The 17,903-nt window shown below is 62.1% G+C and carries 17 protein-coding genes and 2 pseudogenes; 5 read left to right on the forward strand and 14 right to left on the reverse strand.

Annotated elements, in window-relative coordinates; genetic code table 11:
- The coding region (locus A7X77_RS30415) for an aminotransferase class I/II-fold pyridoxal phosphate-dependent enzyme (protein ID WP_156668170.1) at positions 1–326 on the forward strand (326 nt) is incomplete at its 5' end.
- Between the two features lie 99 nt (positions 327–425).
- Positions 426–1,029, forward strand: a pseudogene (locus A7X77_RS32800) (ABC transporter ATP-binding protein); the annotation flags it as partial.
- A 69-nt stretch (positions 1,030–1,098) separates the two neighbouring features.
- Here A7X77_RS32800 and A7X77_RS34135 read toward each other — a convergent pair.
- The 7 genes from A7X77_RS34135 to A7X77_RS30450 form a co-directional block, all read right to left on the reverse strand.
- On the reverse strand, positions 1,099–1,302 hold the full coding sequence (locus tag A7X77_RS34135; protein WP_082928889.1) for a hypothetical protein: 204 nt from the start codon (positions 1,300–1,302) through the stop codon (positions 1,099–1,101).
- Between the two features lie 788 nt (positions 1,303–2,090).
- The gene (locus A7X77_RS30425; RefSeq protein ID WP_064686534.1) at positions 2,091–2,549 is read right to left on the reverse strand and encodes a pyridoxamine 5'-phosphate oxidase family protein; all 459 of its coding nucleotides are present in this window, start codon (positions 2,547–2,549) and stop codon (positions 2,091–2,093) included.
- Between the two features lie 158 nt (positions 2,550–2,707).
- A complete protein-coding gene (locus A7X77_RS30430; RefSeq protein WP_064686535.1) occupies positions 2,708–3,622 on the reverse strand; it encodes an SMP-30/gluconolactonase/LRE family protein in 915 nt (304 codons plus the stop codon).
- A gap of 14 nt (positions 3,623–3,636) precedes the next feature.
- Complete coding sequence (locus A7X77_RS30435) at positions 3,637–4,587, reverse strand: ABC transporter permease (RefSeq protein WP_064686536.1); 951 nt, start codon at positions 4,585–4,587, stop codon at positions 3,637–3,639.
- A complete protein-coding gene (locus A7X77_RS30440) occupies positions 4,584–5,531 on the reverse strand; it encodes an ABC transporter permease (protein WP_064686537.1) in 948 nt (315 codons plus the stop codon). The genes A7X77_RS30435 and A7X77_RS30440 overlap by 4 nt, the downstream gene beginning before the upstream one ends.
- Positions 5,528–6,979, reverse strand: coding sequence for a sugar ABC transporter ATP-binding protein (locus tag A7X77_RS30445; RefSeq protein WP_064686538.1), 1,452 nt, complete (start codon positions 6,977–6,979; stop codon positions 5,528–5,530). The genes A7X77_RS30440 and A7X77_RS30445 overlap by 4 nt, the downstream gene beginning before the upstream one ends.
- Positions 6,980–7,045: 66 nt before the next feature.
- Entirely contained in the window at positions 7,046–8,062 is a 1,017-nt protein-coding gene (locus A7X77_RS30450; RefSeq protein ID WP_064686539.1) for an ABC transporter substrate-binding protein, read from the reverse strand.
- A 275-nt stretch (positions 8,063–8,337) separates the two neighbouring features.
- Here A7X77_RS30450 and A7X77_RS30455 point away from each other — a divergent pair, with 275 nt between their 5' ends.
- Entirely contained in the window at positions 8,338–9,582 is a 1,245-nt protein-coding gene (locus A7X77_RS30455; protein ID WP_064686540.1) for a GAF domain-containing sensor histidine kinase, read from the forward strand.
- 38 nt (positions 9,583–9,620) lie between these two features.
- Positions 9,621–10,343: a response regulator transcription factor gene (locus tag A7X77_RS30460; protein ID WP_064686541.1), complete on the forward strand. Its 723-nt coding sequence runs from the start codon at positions 9,621–9,623 to the stop codon at positions 10,341–10,343.
- 38 nt (positions 10,344–10,381) lie between these two features.
- Here the strand turns inward: A7X77_RS30460 and A7X77_RS30465 are convergent, their stop codons facing one another.
- The 5 genes from A7X77_RS30465 to A7X77_RS30485 are packed head-to-tail and all read right to left on the reverse strand — an operon-like array spanning position 10,382 to position 15,653.
- On the reverse strand, positions 10,382–11,107 hold the full coding sequence (locus tag A7X77_RS30465; RefSeq protein WP_064686542.1) for a ribonuclease activity regulator RraA: 726 nt from the start codon (positions 11,105–11,107) through the stop codon (positions 10,382–10,384).
- 13 nt (positions 11,108–11,120) lie between these two features.
- On the reverse strand, positions 11,121–12,857 hold the full coding sequence (gene araD / locus A7X77_RS30470; protein WP_064686543.1) for an L-arabinonate dehydratase: 1,737 nt from the start codon (positions 12,855–12,857) through the stop codon (positions 11,121–11,123).
- 39 nt (positions 12,858–12,896) lie between these two features.
- A complete protein-coding gene (locus A7X77_RS30475; protein ID WP_064686544.1) occupies positions 12,897–13,766 on the reverse strand; it encodes an ABC transporter permease in 870 nt (289 codons plus the stop codon).
- 4 nt (positions 13,767–13,770) lie between these two features.
- Entirely contained in the window at positions 13,771–14,589 is an 819-nt protein-coding gene (locus A7X77_RS30480; RefSeq protein ID WP_064686545.1) for an ABC transporter ATP-binding protein, read from the reverse strand.
- A gap of 59 nt (positions 14,590–14,648) precedes the next feature.
- A complete protein-coding gene (locus A7X77_RS30485) occupies positions 14,649–15,653 on the reverse strand; it encodes an ABC transporter substrate-binding protein (RefSeq protein WP_064686546.1) in 1,005 nt (334 codons plus the stop codon).
- 143 nt (positions 15,654–15,796) lie between these two features.
- Here A7X77_RS30485 and A7X77_RS30490 point away from each other — a divergent pair, with 143 nt between their 5' ends.
- Complete coding sequence (locus A7X77_RS30490; protein ID WP_064686547.1) at positions 15,797–16,489, forward strand: GntR family transcriptional regulator; 693 nt, start codon at positions 15,797–15,799, stop codon at positions 16,487–16,489.
- A 131-nt stretch (positions 16,490–16,620) separates the two neighbouring features.
- Here the strand turns inward: A7X77_RS30490 and A7X77_RS33620 are convergent.
- Both A7X77_RS33620 and A7X77_RS30495 read right to left on the reverse strand, forming a co-directional pair.
- Positions 16,621–16,794: pseudogene (locus tag A7X77_RS33620) on the reverse strand (GH32 C-terminal domain-containing protein); the annotation flags it as partial.
- A 169-nt stretch (positions 16,795–16,963) separates the two neighbouring features.
- A partial coding sequence (locus tag A7X77_RS30495) for a CocE/NonD family hydrolase C-terminal non-catalytic domain-containing protein (protein WP_280950413.1) occupies positions 16,964–17,903 on the reverse strand: 940 nt, incomplete at its 5' end.

The raw sequence follows: 17,903 nt of genomic DNA on the forward strand, positions 1-17,903 counted from the left end.
GCCAGTTCGAGCGCGCCCGCCATCAGGACCGGGTGCGCAAGCTCAGGGCGATGCTCGACCAGCGCGGCATTCCGCATATGCACAATCCCAGCCATATCGTGCCTGTCATGGTCGGCGATGCCGCCAAGTGCAAATGGATCTCCGACCTGCTGCTCGACAATTGCGGCGTCTACGTCCAGCCGATCAACTATCCGACCGTGCCGAAGAAGACCGAGCGGCTGCGCATCACCCCGACGCCGCTGCATTCCGACGCCGATATCGCCCATCTCGTTGAGGCGCTGCATTCGCTCTGGTCGCGCTGCGCTCTGGCAAGGCACGTCGCCTGAGCATAGGCAAAGATTTCGAATATTGCTCGCGATCAAGGACATAAGTCTCCGCTCGCTGGACCAGAGTGAAGCAAGCACCGAGTGAACTACGCGACGTGCGTTTTCGGCCCGTCCGGCTCCGGAAAGAGTACAATTTTTTCCCTGCTTCTCGGCTTCTGCGAAAACCAGTCGGGCAGCATTTCCATCGACGGCAGGGACCCTGGCATCATCGCTCCGCAGGCTGCGCAAGGAGATCGCCATCGTCCCGCAGGACGTGACGATGTTTGCCGCCTCAGTTTACGACAACATCGCCTTCGGCCGGCCGGACGCGCTGGGCGAGGACGTCACCGCCGCATCGATCAGGGCGCAGGCGCATGATTTCGTCACGAAGCTGCCGAACGGCTACAACACGGTCCTCGGCGAGCGCGGCCTGACGCTGTCGGGCGGGCAGAGGCAGAGGCTGGCCATCGCCCGGGCCATGCTGAAGAACGCTCCGATCCTTCTGCTGGATGAGGCGACCGCATCGCTCGACTCCGAAAACGAGGCGCTCGTCCAGCGCGGCCTGGAGGAATTGATGGAGGTGCGCACAACGATCGTGATCGCGCACAGGCTCGCGACCGTATTGAAGGCGGACAGGATCCTGGTGATGGACAAAGGCAGGATCGTGGAAGAGGGGACTCACGCCTCGCTGATGCGCCAGGGCGGTCTTTACACGCGTCTGGCCGGAGCGGCAGTTCAAGCTTTCCGCCGGTATCGAACCGGCAGGACGCGGCGTGACGGCGAGCATCCGGCGCTATTCCTCCAGGAGGAGAGCCGTCGCGAGATAACCCATGCTGATGGTGCTTGCAAAGAGGTAGATGAACAGAGCCTGCGCGAGATAATTCTCGATCGCGCCCGTAAGGGCAAAACCATTCTGCCAAACGAAAAATCCCACGGGGCATCCGATTGCGAACCCCGTGGCCAGGCGCGTGAGCATGAACCTGATCATGCGAGGCATGGCACCACCTCAGACTTAACCATAGGGAATGTCCGGCAGCCGGGAATGTTCCAGCCGCAGAATGATTTTTGTCAACGACCGGCGGGAGCGGTCATGCAAGAACGGAGGAAACCGGAGACCGTAACGGTGCATCTTCTGCCTTTCGCCGCGGGCGTTTTCACGCTTCTCATCCTGCCTGGGCCGACCAACGCCATATTGGCGATGGCGTCCCGGGGTCTGACCGTCGGGCGCGCGATCGTGCTGCTTGCCACCGTCCTATCCGCCTATCTTGCGATCATCTGTCCGGCATCCGGACTGGCTGGCTCCTTTCTCCGCGACCACCCTCTGGTTTCGCAAGGCGTCAAACTTGTCTCGGCGACCTGGGTGCTTTACCTGGCGCTTCGGCTCTGGGGCGTCGGATCGAGCCACGTCGAGGCCGTGCGCCTACCGCAGTTGGCGGTGACGACGTTGTTGAACCCGAAGGCGCTGATCATCGGACTGACGATGGTTCCTCCGGCACAGGATATCCCGCCGGCGGCCTCTATCGCTGCCCTCACATCCGCGGTCCTGGCGGCTTCCGCGATCTGGCTATCGATCGGCAGAGTTATCCTGGGAGGTAAAAAACGGATACCTCCCTCAGCCCGGCGATGCGGATCCCTAACGCTGGTGGCATTCTCCGCCATCCTGACATTCAGCGCCGTTAGCGGATGAAACCTGCGGCACGTGCGCTGCGCGGAAACACTGACTCGAACAGCTCGCCCCGCCGTCCCTTCGCGCGCAGATCGAACCTCGCCACATTCGCTGCAGCGTCACACCGTGCGGGCGCTGGTACCGGAGAGGGTGATCTCCCCATTCTCTTCGCCATCCCAATAGTGAATTGAGGCCGCCGACACTTTGATCAGGACGATCCCCGGGGTGTCGGTCCCGTTGGGAAACCAGCGCTTGAGATCCGCAACCCAGTGTTTTTCAAAGGCTGACTTGTCTCGCACCAGAGCGGCGACGCCATTGATTGCAATAAAGATGCCGGGCTTGCCTAAGAGGCTCGGAGGCGCTGTGAACGTCAAGGACACGTTTTCCATGCCCTCGATCTCGGCAATCTTGCGGCTGTCCTCATAGGAGAAGAACCACGAGTCCCCGTCGTACTCGACGTCGCCATTGTTGCTCATTGGGCGAGTTGAGATCCGGCCGGAGCCGGCATTCGTCGAAAACATGCAGAAGTCGATCTTCTTCAGGTGCGAAGAGAGGTCTTCGAGTGTCATGGACGCCATTGTCATCTCCCATGTTTGAATGTGGGGAAATAGCGTACAAGGTCACTGATTGTTCCGGCAAAGCGTGATCACCAAGGCATCTGGCGTCGAATGCGAAAGTTCGCGGCCGTCTTCTCCGGGCTGATGCGCCACGTTCCGACAGAACGGAGCACAAAAGCTCACGGCATCTGAGCGCCTGTCGTAGCCACGTATATCGAATAAACCGAGCATGTGGCGGCAATGAACAGACGGTTACGCCTTGGCCCCCCGAAGGTGAGGTTCGCGACAGTCTGAGGCACGCGTATCTTGCCGATCAGTTTTCCCGTCGCGTCGAAGCAATGCACGCCATCACCCGCACTCGACCAGAGGTTACCCTCCACGTCGGTGCGGATTCCGTCCGGAATGCCGTTGTCGATCTGGCAGAAGACGCGGCCGTTGGCGAGCCTGCTGCCGTCGACGACGTCGAAGGCGCGAATGTGACGCGGCAAGTGTTCATCGTGGCTTGCTGCCGAATCCGCAACATAGAGCACCGTCTCATCCGGCGAAAAGGCGAGGCCATTCGGCTGAGTGAAATCCGTGACGACAGTCGTAAGCTCACTGGTCGCCGGATCGAGGCGATAGACATTGCGCGTCGCCTGCTCCGGCTCGGCCCGATAGCCTTCATAGTCGGACATGATGCCGTAGGTCGGATCGGTGAACCAGATCGTGCCGTCCGACCTCACCACCACGTCGTTCGGCGAATTGAGCCTCGCACCCTCAAAACGGTCGGCAAGCACGGTGATCGAGCCGTCGATCTCGGTGCGCGTCACCCGGCGCCCGCCATGTTCGCAGGAGATCAGCCGGCCCTGCCGGTCGCGCGTGTGGCCATTGGCGAAGTTGGAGGGGTGCCGGTAGACGGAGACGCCGCCCTCGGGCGTCCACCGCAGCATGCGCTGATTGGGAATGTCGCTCCACAGAAGCTGATTGGCATCGTTGAACCAGACGGGGCCTTCCGCCCAGCGGCAGCCGGAATAGAGTTCGTCGAGGCCGGCGCTCGTCACGATCATCTGCCGGAAGCGGGGGTCGTGAATTTCGTAAATGCTGGCCTCTGCCATGATGGTCTTTCCGTTTATCGCATACCGGCCCGCCGGCCGCCGGCAAGCATGATGACGCTGATGATGATGAGGCCGGTCATGATGAGGCGGATGCCGGCGCCGAGCCCGTAGGTGTTGAGCATGGAAACAACAAGGAACATAAAGAGCGATGCGCCCCAGATGCCGGGTACGTTGGAATCGCCGCCGGCAACCGCCGTGCCGCCGATCACGACGACGGCAATCGAGGTCAGCAGATATTCCGAGCCCATGTTGAGCGCCGCGCCGCCGGAGAAGCAGGCGAGCAGGTAGCCCGCGACGGAAGCGAGCACTGCGCAGAAGAGGTAGGTGACAAAGCGCGTGCCGTCGACCGGTATGCCGGCCATGCGCGCAGCCGGCATGCTCTGGCCGATTGCCGAAATCCAACGACCGTAGATCGTCTTCTCAAGCAGGAACCAGGCGATCAGCGAGATGAGCAGAGCGACGATCGCCACGTTCGGAATGCCGAGCGTGTTCGACGTGGTGAATTCCGCAAGCAAGCTCGGGGGTTTGATGCGCAGTCCGCGGTTCGTCCAGATCGCTGCGGACTGCACGATGAAGCTCATGGACAGCGTGGCGATGATCGGCGGAATTCTCAGCGCCTTGATGAGCACATAGTTGCCGATGCCGACGGCAAGGCCGATGACGATGGCAATGAGGAGCCCCGGCAGGATCATTCCGTTTTCGACATTCATCAGTTTCAGCGCCACCGTTCCAGCCAGCGTCATGGTGGCGGGAACCGAAAGATCGATGTTGCCGGGACCGAGCGTGATGACGAACATCTGGCCGATGCCGACGATGACCGAGAAGGCGGCGAAGGTGAGGGCGGCCTGCGACAGGCCGAGCGTGCTGGCTCCGAATGTGACCATGATCGTCAGGAACCAGACGACGAAGGCGGCAAGCCATGACCAGATCCAGGGTTTGCCGATAAGGTTGAGGCGAGACGTCATCGGCGTTTCTCCCGCTTCTCCAGGCGGTTCAGCATCAGCCGCAGCGCCAGCACGATGATCAGGATCGCGCCCTGAGCGCCGATCTGCCAATCGGGCGAGATGCGCAGGAAAGACAGGAAAGAGCCGGCGAGCGTCAGAGTCAGCGCCCCGATGACGGCGCCGATCGGAGAGACGCGGCCGCCGATGAACTCGCCGCCGCCGAGGATGACGCCGGCGATCGACAGAAGCGTGTAGCGCAGCGCGATGTTGGCGTCGGCCGAGGTTGTCAGACCAACGAGGGCGATACCGGCAAGCACGGCGAAGACACCGGCGAGCCCATAGGCTGCGGCGCGGGCGGCGACAATCGACCAGCCGGCGCGCTCAACCGAGCGCTGGTTGCCGCCGATGCCGCGGATCAGCACACCGAGCGAGGAGCGCGTGACGAGAACGTGCGCGGCGGCGGCAATGACGATGCTCGCAACGATCGCCATCGGCGCCAGCGGCGGCTTGACCGTCATCAGCCAGCGCACCCAGTCCGGCGCTTGCCCGCCCGGCGCCGGCAGCAGCATGACGGCAAGGCCGCCCCAGACGAAGCTCATACCGAGGGTCACGACGATGGATGGCAGATTGCGCAGATGGATGACGACGCCGAGCGTCGCATAGGCCGCAATCGCGCCGGCGAGGATCAGGATTCCGATGACAGGGGTATCGCGCAGAAGCGTGGCGCTGACACAGGCGACGAAGCTGACAAAGGTGCCCATCGACAAATCGAGATCGTTGACGGCCATGACAAGCATCTGGGCGATCGTTGCAAGCGCGATCGGCACAGCCAGATTGAACAGCAGGTTGAGCCCGACATAGCTCATGGCGCGCGGCTGCAGCCAGAAGACGGAAGCGAGCAGCAGGGTCAGCGACAGGGCGGGGATGGCAAGACGCATCGCGTCCGCGGAGAACCGGAACGTCATGCAGCGACCCCCTCGAAGGAGGCGGCGATGATGTTCGTCTCGTTGACGGCGTCGCCAGCGAGTTCGGCGGTGATGCGGCCCTCGCGGAAGACATAGACGCGGTCGCAGAGGCGGACTTCGTCCATCTCGGTCGAATACCAGATGAAGGTGCGCCCGCGCGATGCTTCCTCGCGGATGATAGCATAGACTTCCTGCTTGGTTCCGACGTCGACGCCGCGCATAGGATCGTCCATCAGAACAACGGGCGCGTGTGTCGCAAGCGCGCGCGCAAACAGTACTTTCTGCTGGTTGCCGCCGGAAAGCGACAGGATAGGGTTCGCCATGTCGGGTGTACGGATTTCGATCCGCCGCTTCCAGGCGGCGCCCTTCGTCTGCTCTGCGCCCGCGAGGATGAGCCCCCGTCGCGACAAGTCGCCGAGCGAGGCGATCGAAAAATTGCGCAGGACGCTCCACAGTTCGAAGATACCGTTGAGTCGGCGGTCGCCGGCAACGAAGGTGACGAGTGGATCGCGTTCGGGCAGCCAGTTGCCGGCCTGGGCGGCATGCAAGGCGAGGAGGAGCTCGGTCTGCCCGTGGCCGGCCAGCCCCGCCAGTCCGATGATTTCGCCCTTGCGGGCGGCGAAAGGCCGGCCCGCCGTCTGATGCGACAGAACGAGGGGAGCGTCGGACTGTAAGCGCGCCGGGCGATCGCCGGTGTCTTCCCTCGCAACGGTGCCCATGGCCTCCACAAGGCCATGATGGTCAAATTCGCGCGCCGGACGTTCGGCAACGACGCGGCCATCCTTCATAACGATGATGCGGTCGGCGGTTTCGAGGATCTCGTGCAGGATATGCGAGATGAAGATGACGGAGCCGCCGGCGGCAACGAAGCGTCGGACATGATCCAGCATCTGGCGGGCGAGGCTTGCGTCGAGCGACGAGGTCGGTTCATCGAGGATCACCAGCCGCGGCGCAATACCGGCATCGGAAAAGGCCATTGATATCTCGACCATCTGCCGTTCGGCGATCGAAAGATCGCCGACGGCGCGGCCGCTGTCGATGCCATGGCCGGGAAAGACGGCGTCGAGGCTTTTTTCGATGATCCCTGCCGCCCGCCTGCGCCAGCCGAAACCGCCGAGATGGCGGTGCATGATGCGCGTATTTTCTGCGATGGAGAGGTTGGGGCAGAGGGACAGTTCCTGGAAGACGCAGCGCACGCCCCGAGCGCGCGCGGCGTTGATGCCGTAACGCTCCAGCCGCTCGCCATCGCTTGCCACGCTTCCTTCATGCGGCGTCAGCCCGCCATTGATCACGCTGACGATCGTCGATTTGCCGGCGCCGTTGTGGCCAACGAGACCGACGCATTCGCCCGGCAGGACGCGTAGCGTGACGCCATCGAGCGCCCTGACGGCGCCGAAGCTCACCTTGGCGTCATCGACGGCGATCACCGCCTTCAAAACGTCATCCATGCTTGCCCGCCACACCTGATCGCAAGGAATGCCGCGCAGCCCTTGCGACCGCGCGGCAATCGCCGATTACTTTGCCGACTCGATGACCTTGATCGCGTCTGCCTGCGTGTACTCGACGTTGGCGACGCCACCGGCCTGGGTATTGGCGAGGTTGGCCTCGAGGTTGTCCTGGTCAATCCGCAGGAAGGGTACCACGAGATCTTTCTTGACCTCTTTGCCGTCGAGGATCTGCTGGGCCACCCAGAAAGCAAGCGTCGAGACGCCGGGCGCGATCGAAACGGACATTGTCTCGTAGCCCTTGGCGTCCTTCTGCTCTTTCCACCACTTCAATTCATCTTCGCGGTTCCCCATGATGATGATCGGCATCTTCCTGTCGGTTGCGGCGATCGCCTGTGCGGCGCCATAACCGTCGCCACCCTGCGTCACTACGCCAACGATTTCGGGCAGGCTCGGCAGGATGCCCGCAACAGCCTTCTGCGCAACGTCCTGCGCCCAATCGCCATGCACGGAGCCGACAATCTTGAACTGCGGGAACTGCTTGACGCCCTCGTGGATGCCGGCCGAGATCTCATCATCGACGAAGACGCCCGCAAGGCCGCGAATCTCGAGCAGATTACCGCCCTGCGGGAGTTTCTTCGACAGATACTCCACCTCGCTGCGGCCCATTTCCTTGAAATTGACGGCGATGCGCCAGGCGCAGGGTTCGGTAACGATGCCATCGAAGGAAACGACGGTGATACCGGCGTCGCACGCTTCCTTGACCGCACCATTCAGTGCCGTCGGCGAGGCAGCGTTCAGGACGATGGCATCATAGCCTTGCAGAATCATGTTCTGGATCTGCGCCGCCTGTTCCGTCGCCTGGTTTTCGGCCGTCGTAAAGGGGTCGGCCGCGGCAACGACGCCTGATTTCACGGCTTCGCCCGTCACTTTGCTCCAGCTTGTCAGCATGGCCTGACGCCACGAGTTGCCGGCATAGTTGTTGGAAAGGGCGATCTTCTTGCCCGAAGTGTCGGCAAGGGCAGAAACGGGCATCGCGGCGCAAGCAATAGCGGCCGATGCCAGAAGCATCTTACGAATTGTCATGTCTTCCTCCCTCATGATCGCGCCGGTCGGCGGATCGCTTCACTCCTGTCGGCCCAAGGGTCAGAGTGAAAATTGTTCTTGCACTGAGCTTCCTCCTCTCAGTAAGGGCAGGATGAGGGAGATCGGCAGGCCTGTACAGGGGCAAGGCGGCAAGTCGTTTGCGGGTTTTGCGCAACAAGCTGCGGGTTTACGCAAGACGGCAGCGTTTCCGCGGCGCTTACTGGAAAAGGATCATGGCAGGTTGAGGAGCCTGTCGTGACGGGGAGGAACTACAAATGCTGCAACTTGCACCCGCAGCCCTGTTCGACCATTATCTCGGCATTTCCCGGCTGCTCGCCGGCCAGCTCGATTTTCGCTCAGCCATCCGCTCCGTGGCAGCCGAGGTCGCGCACATCATCCCCCACGACCATCTCGACGTTTGTGTGCTGCTTGAAGGCGGCAACTATCACACGGCCTATGAGACGGGCATCGAGACTGCCTGGGGCGAGCTAGCCGGTGCGCCGGTGGTCAACAGCCCCATTCGCTCGCTCCTGCGCGGCGAGGTCGACTTTCTCCTCTCCGACGACGCCATGACGGACCAGCGCTTCCATTTCGAGGGCGCCTTCAAGCGTCCCATCGTCGAACAGTCTCTGAGAAGCCGTCTGCATGTCCCGATGAAGGTGCAGGGCACGATCATAGCAGCGCTTTCCTGTTCGTCTCACAAAGCCGGCGTCTATACGATGGAGGATATCGAGCGCGCCCGCATCATCGCCGATCTGCTGACGCCCTATTTCTTCGCGCTGCAGACGGCCGAGCAAGCGCAACGCTCTGCGATCGTGGAGGCGGAGGCCCGCGCCCGCGAAGAGGGGTTGCGGCAAGGCGCCCTGAAACTGACGGAAGCGCTTGAGCAGGAGCGTCAGCGGATCGGCATGGACCTTCACGACCAGACGCTTGCCGACCTGACGCGGCTGGCGCGCCGGATCGATCGGCTGTCGCGCAATGGCGAGGCGACGGCCGAGGCGCTGGAGCCTGTTTCACGATCACTGCAGCACTGCATGCAGGATCTGCGGCAGATCATCGAGCAGGCCAAACCCTCCGTTCTCCAGCTCTTCGGCCTCGCCCAGGCGATCGAACATCATCTCGACCGATCGACGCGCGACACCGGATCGGCCATCGAATGGGGCCTGGTCGATGAGACGAACGGCGCGCTGGAGCAGCTGGAGCCAACCGTCAGCGTCGCCTTGTTCCGGATCGCCCAGGAGGCGATCAATAATGCCGTGCGCCATGCCGCGCCCCTGGCAATCATGGTGCGGCTCGAGGCCGACAAGGAGCAGCTGTCGATCGAAATTTCCGACGACGGAACCGGGCTCTCCAAGGCCCGGGGGCGGATCGGCGGCGGCATCGACAACATGAAGACCCGCGCGCGCCTGATCTCGGCGCGTTTCACGACGGGGCCTGGTCACAACAACCGCGGAACCGCGGTCCGCGTCGTGCTGCCGCTAGAACAGGATGATTTTAGGCCCGCTCGGCCTAAAATCTGAATGCGCCGGCGGGCGAACCAAATTGAGGAGCGAGGCGAATGAAGGTTCTGATCGTCGAGGATGACCCGTTGCACCGGTCCTACCTGCACGAGGCGGTCAATGCCGCTCTGCCGGAATGCGATACCGTGATCGAGGCGGAGAATGGGACCGCCGGCGAGAAGCTTGCGCGCGACCATAAGTCGGCGCACATCGTCATGGACCTGCAGATGGCCAATAGAAACGGCATCGAGGCGGCGCGAACGATCTGGAAGGAGCGACCGGAAACACGCATCCTGTTCTGGTCGAACTATTCGGACGAGGCTTATGTGCGCGGCGTTTCGCGCATCGTGCCGGATGGCGCCGCCTATGGCTATGTGCTGAAATCCGCGTCTGACGAGCGGCTGAAGCTTGCGCTGCGTTCGATCTTCATCGAGAGCCAATGCGTCATCGACCGCGAAGTGCGGGGCCTGCAGCAGAAGAGCCTCGGCCAGACGAATGGCTTCACCGATTCCGAATACGAAATCCTCGTCGATATCGCGCTCGGCCTGACGGACCGTGCGATCGCCAAACGCCGTGGCCTGTCGCTGCGCAGCGTGCAGAACCGGCTGCAGCAGCTCTATGACAAGCTCGACGTTTATCAGGCGGCCGGTGACGACCACGAAGACGGCCGCTTCAACCTGCGCGCCCGCGCCGTGACCGTTGCGTTGTTACGCAAGCTGCTGAATTACAGCGCACTGGAACGGGCCGAGGCGGAGCTGCAGGAGTGGCTTGACGGAAAATAGCAGGGCGGGCCAGATTGGGACGCCGCCCCTCAGCAACCTCAGCGGCCGTTTTCCTTTCGCCAGGCCTGGAATTTCTGCTGGTGTTCCTCCTTGGTGCAGGGGTATAGGCCGATGATTGTTTCGCCCGCCTTAACCTGCTCGAGCACGAAGTCCTCGTAGCTTTCCATATTCGCGCATTCATCCGCGAGTTCTTCAGCCAGATGGGCCGGTATGACCATGACGCCGTCGCGGTCGCCGACTAGGACGTCACCGGGAAACACGGCGACATCACCGCAGGAAATCGGCACATTGATATCGAGGGCTTCGTGCAACGTGAGATTGGTCGGCGCCGACGGCTTGGCGTAATAGGCCGGCATGTCTAGCGCCCCGATCCCCTCGGCATCACGAAAACCGCCGTCGGAGACGACGCCCGCCGCGCCGCGGAGCGCCAGCCGGGTGATCAGGATGGAACCCGCTGTCGCCGCCCTTGCGTCCTTGCGCGCATCCATTACCAGCACCTGCCCTGGAGGGCATGTCTCCATCGCGACTCTCTGCGGGTGACTTGGGTTCTGAAAAACCGTGATCGGATTGCGGTCCTCGCGAGCGGGAATATAGCGCAGCGTGAATGCCTGCCCGACCATCACTTCCGCCTTAGGCGCCACCGGCACGACCCCCTGGATGAACTGGTTTCGAAGGCCGCGCTTGAAGAGGGCGGTGGCGATCGATGCGGTCGAAATCTTCTTGAATTTCGCTCGGGTCGCATCGCTCAGCACATACTCGGTCATTCTCATTCCTCCCTCAATAAATATCCGGTTCGCCGGCGCTTTTGCCGAAACCCGTTTCAAGAAAATCGAAGTCGCAACCCTGGTCGGCCTGCGTCACATGGCGGGAGAACATCCAGCCATAACCCCGCTGGAAATGCGGCTCCGGCGCCGTCCAGGCATCTCGGCGGCGGACGAGTTCGGCCTCATCCACCAGCATATCGAGCCGGCGGTTGGGCAGATCGAGGCGCACGATGTCGCCGGTTCTCAGCAATGCCAGCGGGCCGCCGATATAGCTCTCCGGCGACACATGCAGAATGCAGGCGCCATAGGAGGTGCCGGACATGCGGGCGTCCGAAATTCGCAGCATGTCGCGATGACCTTGCTTGATCAAAGACTTCGGGATCGGCAGCATGCCCCATTCCGGAAAACCGGGACCGCCGAGCGGCCCGGCATTGCGCAGCACAAGGACGTGGTCGGGCGTGACGTCGAGATACTCATCATCGATCGCCTTCTTCATCTCAGGATAGCTGTCGAAAACCAGCGCCGGCCCCTGATGCACATGGAACCTCGGATCGCAGGCCGCCGGCTTCATCACTGCGCCGTTGGGGCAGAGATTGCCGCGCAGGACGGCGAGCGATCCCTGGTGATAAACCGGATTGGAAAGCGGCCGGATGACGTCGTCATTATAGACCTCGGCGCCGATCAGGTTTTCGCCCATGGTCTTTCCGGTGACAGTCATGGCCGTCAGGTCCAGCCGGTCCTCAAGCTGTTTCATCAGCGCCCGCAGCCCGCCTGCATAGAAGAAATCCTCCATCAGATAGTCTTTTCCCGAGGGGCGGACATTGGCGATGAGCGGCGTCACCCGCCCCAGCAGGTCGAGATCGTCGAGCGTCAGGTTGATGCCGGCGCGCCGGGCCATCGCGATCAGATGGACGACGGCGTTGGTGGAACAGCCGGTGGCCATGGCGACGATCGCGGCATTGCGGCATGCCGCTTCCGTAACGATCCGCTCGGGCGTCAGATCCTCCCAGACCATCTCGACGGCGCGGCGGCCGCAGGCGGCCGACATCCGCTGGTGATTGGCATCGACGGCAGGAATGGACGAGGCGCCCGGCAGCGTCAGGCCCATCGCATCGGCAATCGCCGTCATGGTGCTAGCGGTGCCCATCGTCATGCATGTGCCGGCTGAGCGGGCGATGCCGCCTTGAACGCCGAGCCACTCGGCATCGGTGATGTTGCCGGCGCGGCGCTCGTCCCAATATTTCCACGCGTCCGAGCCGGAGCCGAGGATTTTGCCCGCATAATTGCCGCGCAGCATCGGCCCGGCCGGCAGATAGATCATCGGCACGCCGGCCGACAGCGCCCCCATGACGAGGCCCGGTGTGGTCTTGTCGCAGCCGCCCATCAACACGACGCCGTCGAGCGGGTGCGAACGGATCGTCTCCTCCGTCTCCATCGCCAGCATGTTGCGGTAGAGCATGGAGGTGGGCTTCGTGAAACTTTCGTCGACCGACAGGGACGGCATTTCAACGGGGAAGCCGCCGGCCTGTGAGACGCCGCGCTTCACGTCCTGCACACGCTCCTTGAAGTGGGAGTGGCAAGTATTGAGCTCCGACCAGGTATTGAGGATGCCGATGATCGGCTTGTCGCGAAAATCCTCCTCGGCATAACCGAGCTGCATCATACGCGAGCGGTGGCCGAAGCTGCGCAGGTCATCCGGCGCGAACCATCGCGCGCTTCGCAGCCTATCCGGCGTTTTTCTGTGTGTCATGTGGATACCTTCTCGGGATGGGGAAAACCGTTTTCGCGGCTATTCCTTCATTCCCCATTTCTGGATGGTGTGGCGCTCGATCGTCTGGAAGACCAAGTTTTCGACGATCAGGCCGATGATGATCACGGTCAAGAGGCCGGCGAAGACTGCCGGAATATCGAGAAGGTTGCGGTTCTCGAAGATGAACCAGCCAAGGCCTCCCTGGCCGGAGGAGACGCCGAAGACGAGCTCGGCGGCAATCAGCGTGCGCCAGGCGAAGGCCCAGCCGATCTTCAGGCCGGTGAGAATGGAAGGGAAAGCGGCAGGCACGAGGATCCGCAGCACATAGGAAATGCCCGTCAGTCCGTAGTTTGCACCGACCATACGCAAGGTGCGCGAGACCCCGAGGAAACCGGAATGGGTATTCAGCGCCACCGCCCAGAGAACCGAATGCACGAGCACGAAGACGAGGCTGGAGGCGCCGAGGCCGAACCAGATCAGCGCCAGCGGCAGAAGCGATATCGCCGGCAGCGGGTTGAACATCGCCGTCATCGTCTCGAGGAAATCCGTGCCGATGCGTGTGTTGATGGCAAGCACGGTCAGGAGTGCGGCGAGCACCGTGCCGAGCGCGTATCCGGTGAATAGGATCTGCAGTGTCGTCCAGATGCGGGCCGGCAGCGTGCCGTCGGCGAAGCGGTCGATCAGCGTGATGATCGTGTCGCTGAGCGTCGGGAACAGAAGGGGATTGTCGAGATAGGAGGCATAAACCTGCCAGACGATCGCCAGCGTGACGATCAGCAATGTCTTACGCAGGGCGCCGATGCCCCAGAGCGTTTCGAATGCACTGAGCCTCTGTTCGACCGGTTTGACGTTGTCGTAGGGTTTGGCGGCCCCGACATCGGGCGCAAGAATGATGTTTGCGGACAACATGGCTTTATCCCTTGTGGCCGGGTTCCGAGGAGAACAGGAGGTTATGGATGTCACGCTCGAGCGCTGCGGCGCTGCCGTCTTGGTGGCTGACCTTGTCGACATCCACCACTTCCGCCTTGACCCTGCCCGGGTGCGGCGACAGGAGCAGGATCCGGTTCGAGATCTTGATCGCTTCGGCAATCGAATGGGTGACGAAGATCACCGTGAACTTGGTGTCCTCCCAAAGCTGGAGCAGCTCGTCCTGCATCTGCCGGCGGGTGAGGGCATCGAGCGCTGCGAAAGGCTCGTCCATCAGGAGGATATCCGGCTGCATCGCCATGCCGCGAGCAATTGCAACGCGCTGCTTCATGCCGCCGGACAGCGTGTGAGGATAGCTGTCGACGGCGCGGGTCAATTTCACCTTGTCGATATATTCGCGCGCCAATGCTTCGGCTTCGCCCTTCGGCAGCTTGCGGGCGACCACCAGCGGGAACATGACATTCTCAAGCACCGTTTTCCAGGGCATCAGCTGGTCGAACTCCTGGAAAACCATCATGCGGTCAGGCCCCGGACACTTCACCTGGCGCCCGTTGATATGGATCGCGCCTGCCGACGGCGTCATGTAGCCGCCGACGGCTTTGAGAAGCGTTGACTTGCCGCAGCCGGACGGACCGAGCAGCACGAACCTGTCAGATTGGCGGACGGAGAAACTGACGCCCTCGGTGGCGGTGACCAAGAGGTTCGGGGTCTTGTAGCGCAGGGTCACATTGTCGACCTTGAGGAGGGGCTCTCTCTCGGCCGCCGGTGCGGTCTCGTTGCCTGTTCGGGCAATGGCCTGAAGCATTGGAATTACTCCTTGAAGAGGGGGAGCGGCGGCTCTGAAGCGCCGCCGCCCTGGTGCCGTCAATTGCCGTTGAGATAGGCGGAGTCGGGCAGGTAATAGTCGGTCCAGGCCTTCGGCATGGTCTTGAGCGTACCGATCCTGTGCAGGTGCTCGGCGAATTTCATCGTGCCCTGCGGGTCGGTGCGCCATTCGTCCATGCCCGGCTCCTTCAACATGGCGAGCAGGGCATCGAGGCTGGTCTTGTCGCCCGACACCGTCTTGTAGGCTTCGAGGGCTGCCTTGGGGTCCTTCTTGATGAAGGCAACCGCTTCTTCCGTCGCCTCGCGCAGCGCCTTGACGATCTTCGGGTTGGCATCGGCGAATGTCGTGGTGGTGAAGAAGGTCGCCTGCGTCAGCGCGCCTCCCAGGATCTCCTTGGAATCGGTCACCCTGTGCACACCCTGCTGCTTCAGCTCGATATATTGGAAAGGCGGCGCTGCGAAATGGTTCTTCACTTCGTGGTTCGGGTTGGCGATTGCCGCAACCGCGTCCGGATGCCCGAGCTGAACGGTGTTGGAATCGAATGTCTTGACCTTGTCCTCACCGAACATCTTCGCCGCCGCCATCTGCAGCAGGATGGCCTGGGTGGACACACCGACCGTCGGCACGGCGATCTTGTCGGACGGCGTGATGTCCTTCAGCGACTTGATGCGCGGATCATTGCTGACCATGATCACCGGCTGCGCGGAGCTGGTGATGATCCCCTTCACCTTTCCCCTAGTGCGATCCCAGAGCAGAAGCAGGTTGCCGGTGCCGGTATTGACGATGTCGACGTTGCCGGCAAGCAAGGCATCGGTCTGAGCGCCGCCGCCGCTGAAGGTCCGCCATTCGACGGTCACATCGGCCACGCCATCCGCAACCGCATGCTTTTCGATCAGCTTCTGCGTCTCCATGACATGGCTGGCGAGATAGAGGATGCCCGGCTGGCGGGTAATCGAAATAGCGGTCTTCTCCTGCGCCTGGCTCGCCGAGGCAAGGCCGAGCGTCACGGCCGCGGCCACAAGGCAATGTTTTAGAATTTGCATCTGGTCCTCCCAAAGGATGCGGGCATCAGCCCTCTGCCGCCTTTCCCGAGGCGGATTTCGCCATTGAAGCACTAATGCATCAGTGCATCAACCCAAAAAATGTGATTTAGTCGATTTGCACGACGCGAAAACAGGGCAGGGACATGAGCGGAATGGTTCGGGAAAGCCAGTTGGATCGGTCACGACAGGTGGCGCTGCAGATCCACGAGATATTGCGGGCAAGGATATTAACGGTGGAGCTTGCGCCGGGGACGGTCCTGTCGCGCGCCTCGCTGCAGCTGGAATTCGGGGTGAGCCAGACGCCTGTGCGCGATGCCTTGATGCGGCTTCAGGAGGAGGGACTTGTCGAAGTCTATCCGCAATATGCAACGGTTGTCGCCAAGATTGACACCGACCATGCGCGGCAGGCACAGTTTCTGCGACTATCGATCGAGCTTGAGGCGGTGCGGCGGCTGACCGAGGAGACGCCGGCTGAGACGGCGGCGGAACTGCGCGAGATCCTGGCGCGGCAGAAGGCGGTCGGGTCCCCGGAGACCTATGACACCTTCGACGACATCGACCGCGATTTTCACCGGAAGCTCTACGAGAGAGCGGGCATATTGCAGCTTTGGGCCAATGTCAGGCGCCAAAGCGTGCATCTCGACCGGTTGCGGCGCCTCAACCTGCCGATGCCGGGCAAGATGCAGACGGTCCTCGCCGACCATGAAGCAATCGTCGACGCCATCGCGTCGGGCAAGCCTGAAGCAGCAACGGCAGCGCTCAGAAAACATCTGTCGGGCACGCTGTCGATCATCGATGTGATCCGAGCCCAATACCCGAATTATATTCGCGGCTGAAGGTCGAGCGCGTCAGCTTGGCCATCGCAAGCTTTCGAGCCGAAGACGGACCCGCCGGCATGAGGAACGAAGCCCGTCCTCCGGCTTTCCGTTGACGTGGGAAGCGATCATTGCTTCGCCACAGCCGAGGATCATTTCAAATGCCTTTCAAATACCTGCGCTAATGCAGAGGATGAGATTTCCAGTCGATCGGGTTCTATGTTCACATAGCCGCGGCGGGTTCCACAAACCGCTCCGCCGTTGGCGAAAATCTCGACGATTCCGCGGTCATGAAACAGACGAAGGTCCTTCCCGCTGCCAAGCTCCACTGTCAATCGGCGTCCAAAATTGGCTCTGACGCAGTTTTGGTGGTGACGGATTTTATCCCGCGCCAATGACGCGGGCCTGGAGGAGGTTGTTTTTCGCGGCAAACGCTCCGTTCCATTCCGGTGTCCGGCCGCCCATTGAGCGTCGAGTCATGGTCGAGCCGCTGACCTACATCAGGTCGCGCGCGATGCGCTTCTCTTGGAACGTCTTCCTGAATATTTCCGTCTCGCCTTCATAGGCAATGACCGAGGCGCTGATGATCCAGTCCTTTGCCGTACAGAATATGGATGACGTCGCGACCGTGCGGACGAACCAGCCAGAGCGCTGCATGTCACATGTCCATGTCGAGATGCCGGACATCGACATCGGGTCATCCCGCGCGATCGACCAGGTTTCCTCGCGAAGCTGTCGCGTCGACAGACCAGTGCCAGGATGTTCGAAAAGGCCGGTATCCTCGTGGATTTCATAGCGGGTAAGGCCGGCCGACAGATCGCGCAAGACGTGCCGCTTCGTCGAGCCCGGCACGTGTTCGCTATATTTCGGCAGCGGATCGGGATCGTCAGGCTGTTTTACATCGATGAGCTCATGTGTCCCAAGCAAAGGCAGGCCAAGGCCGACGGAGGCGATGTCAATCGTCAGACCCGGATCTTCCGGCGGCGGCAGGACCATCGGCCAATAGGCGGTGGAAAGCGACAAGCGGATGCGGTGCCCCTTGCGGAAGCGGTAGCCGCAGGCATCCAGGGTAAGGCTCACAGTCGTGCGTTCACCTTTGCTCATCGGTGCGGGCGCTGCATTGCCGTTGCGATGAGCGAGATTGAGCACGCCAAAGGAGACGCGGGTCGCCGTGCCATCCGGATGGATGTCGACGAGCCTTGCGCAGAGATTGGCGGTTTCGGCATCGCATCTGAGCGCCAGCGTCACGACCGGGCGGCCGAGATGATCATGATCTTCAGCCAGCAGCGCGGTCTGGAAGGCCAGCGAGCCGGCATCGTCGAGGCGCTGATCGATCGCCAGCTCCGCATCCGGCTTCAGCGTGAACCATTCGCCCGAGGCGGTGCCCGTGTCGAGCGGCGAGCGCAGATAGACGGGATGCTCCGGCGCATGCGGG

The sequence above is a fragment of the Rhizobium bangladeshense genome (assembly GCF_001662075.1).
In the GTDB taxonomy this organism is placed as follows: Bacteria; Pseudomonadota; Alphaproteobacteria; order Rhizobiales; family Rhizobiaceae; genus Rhizobium; species Rhizobium bangladeshense_B.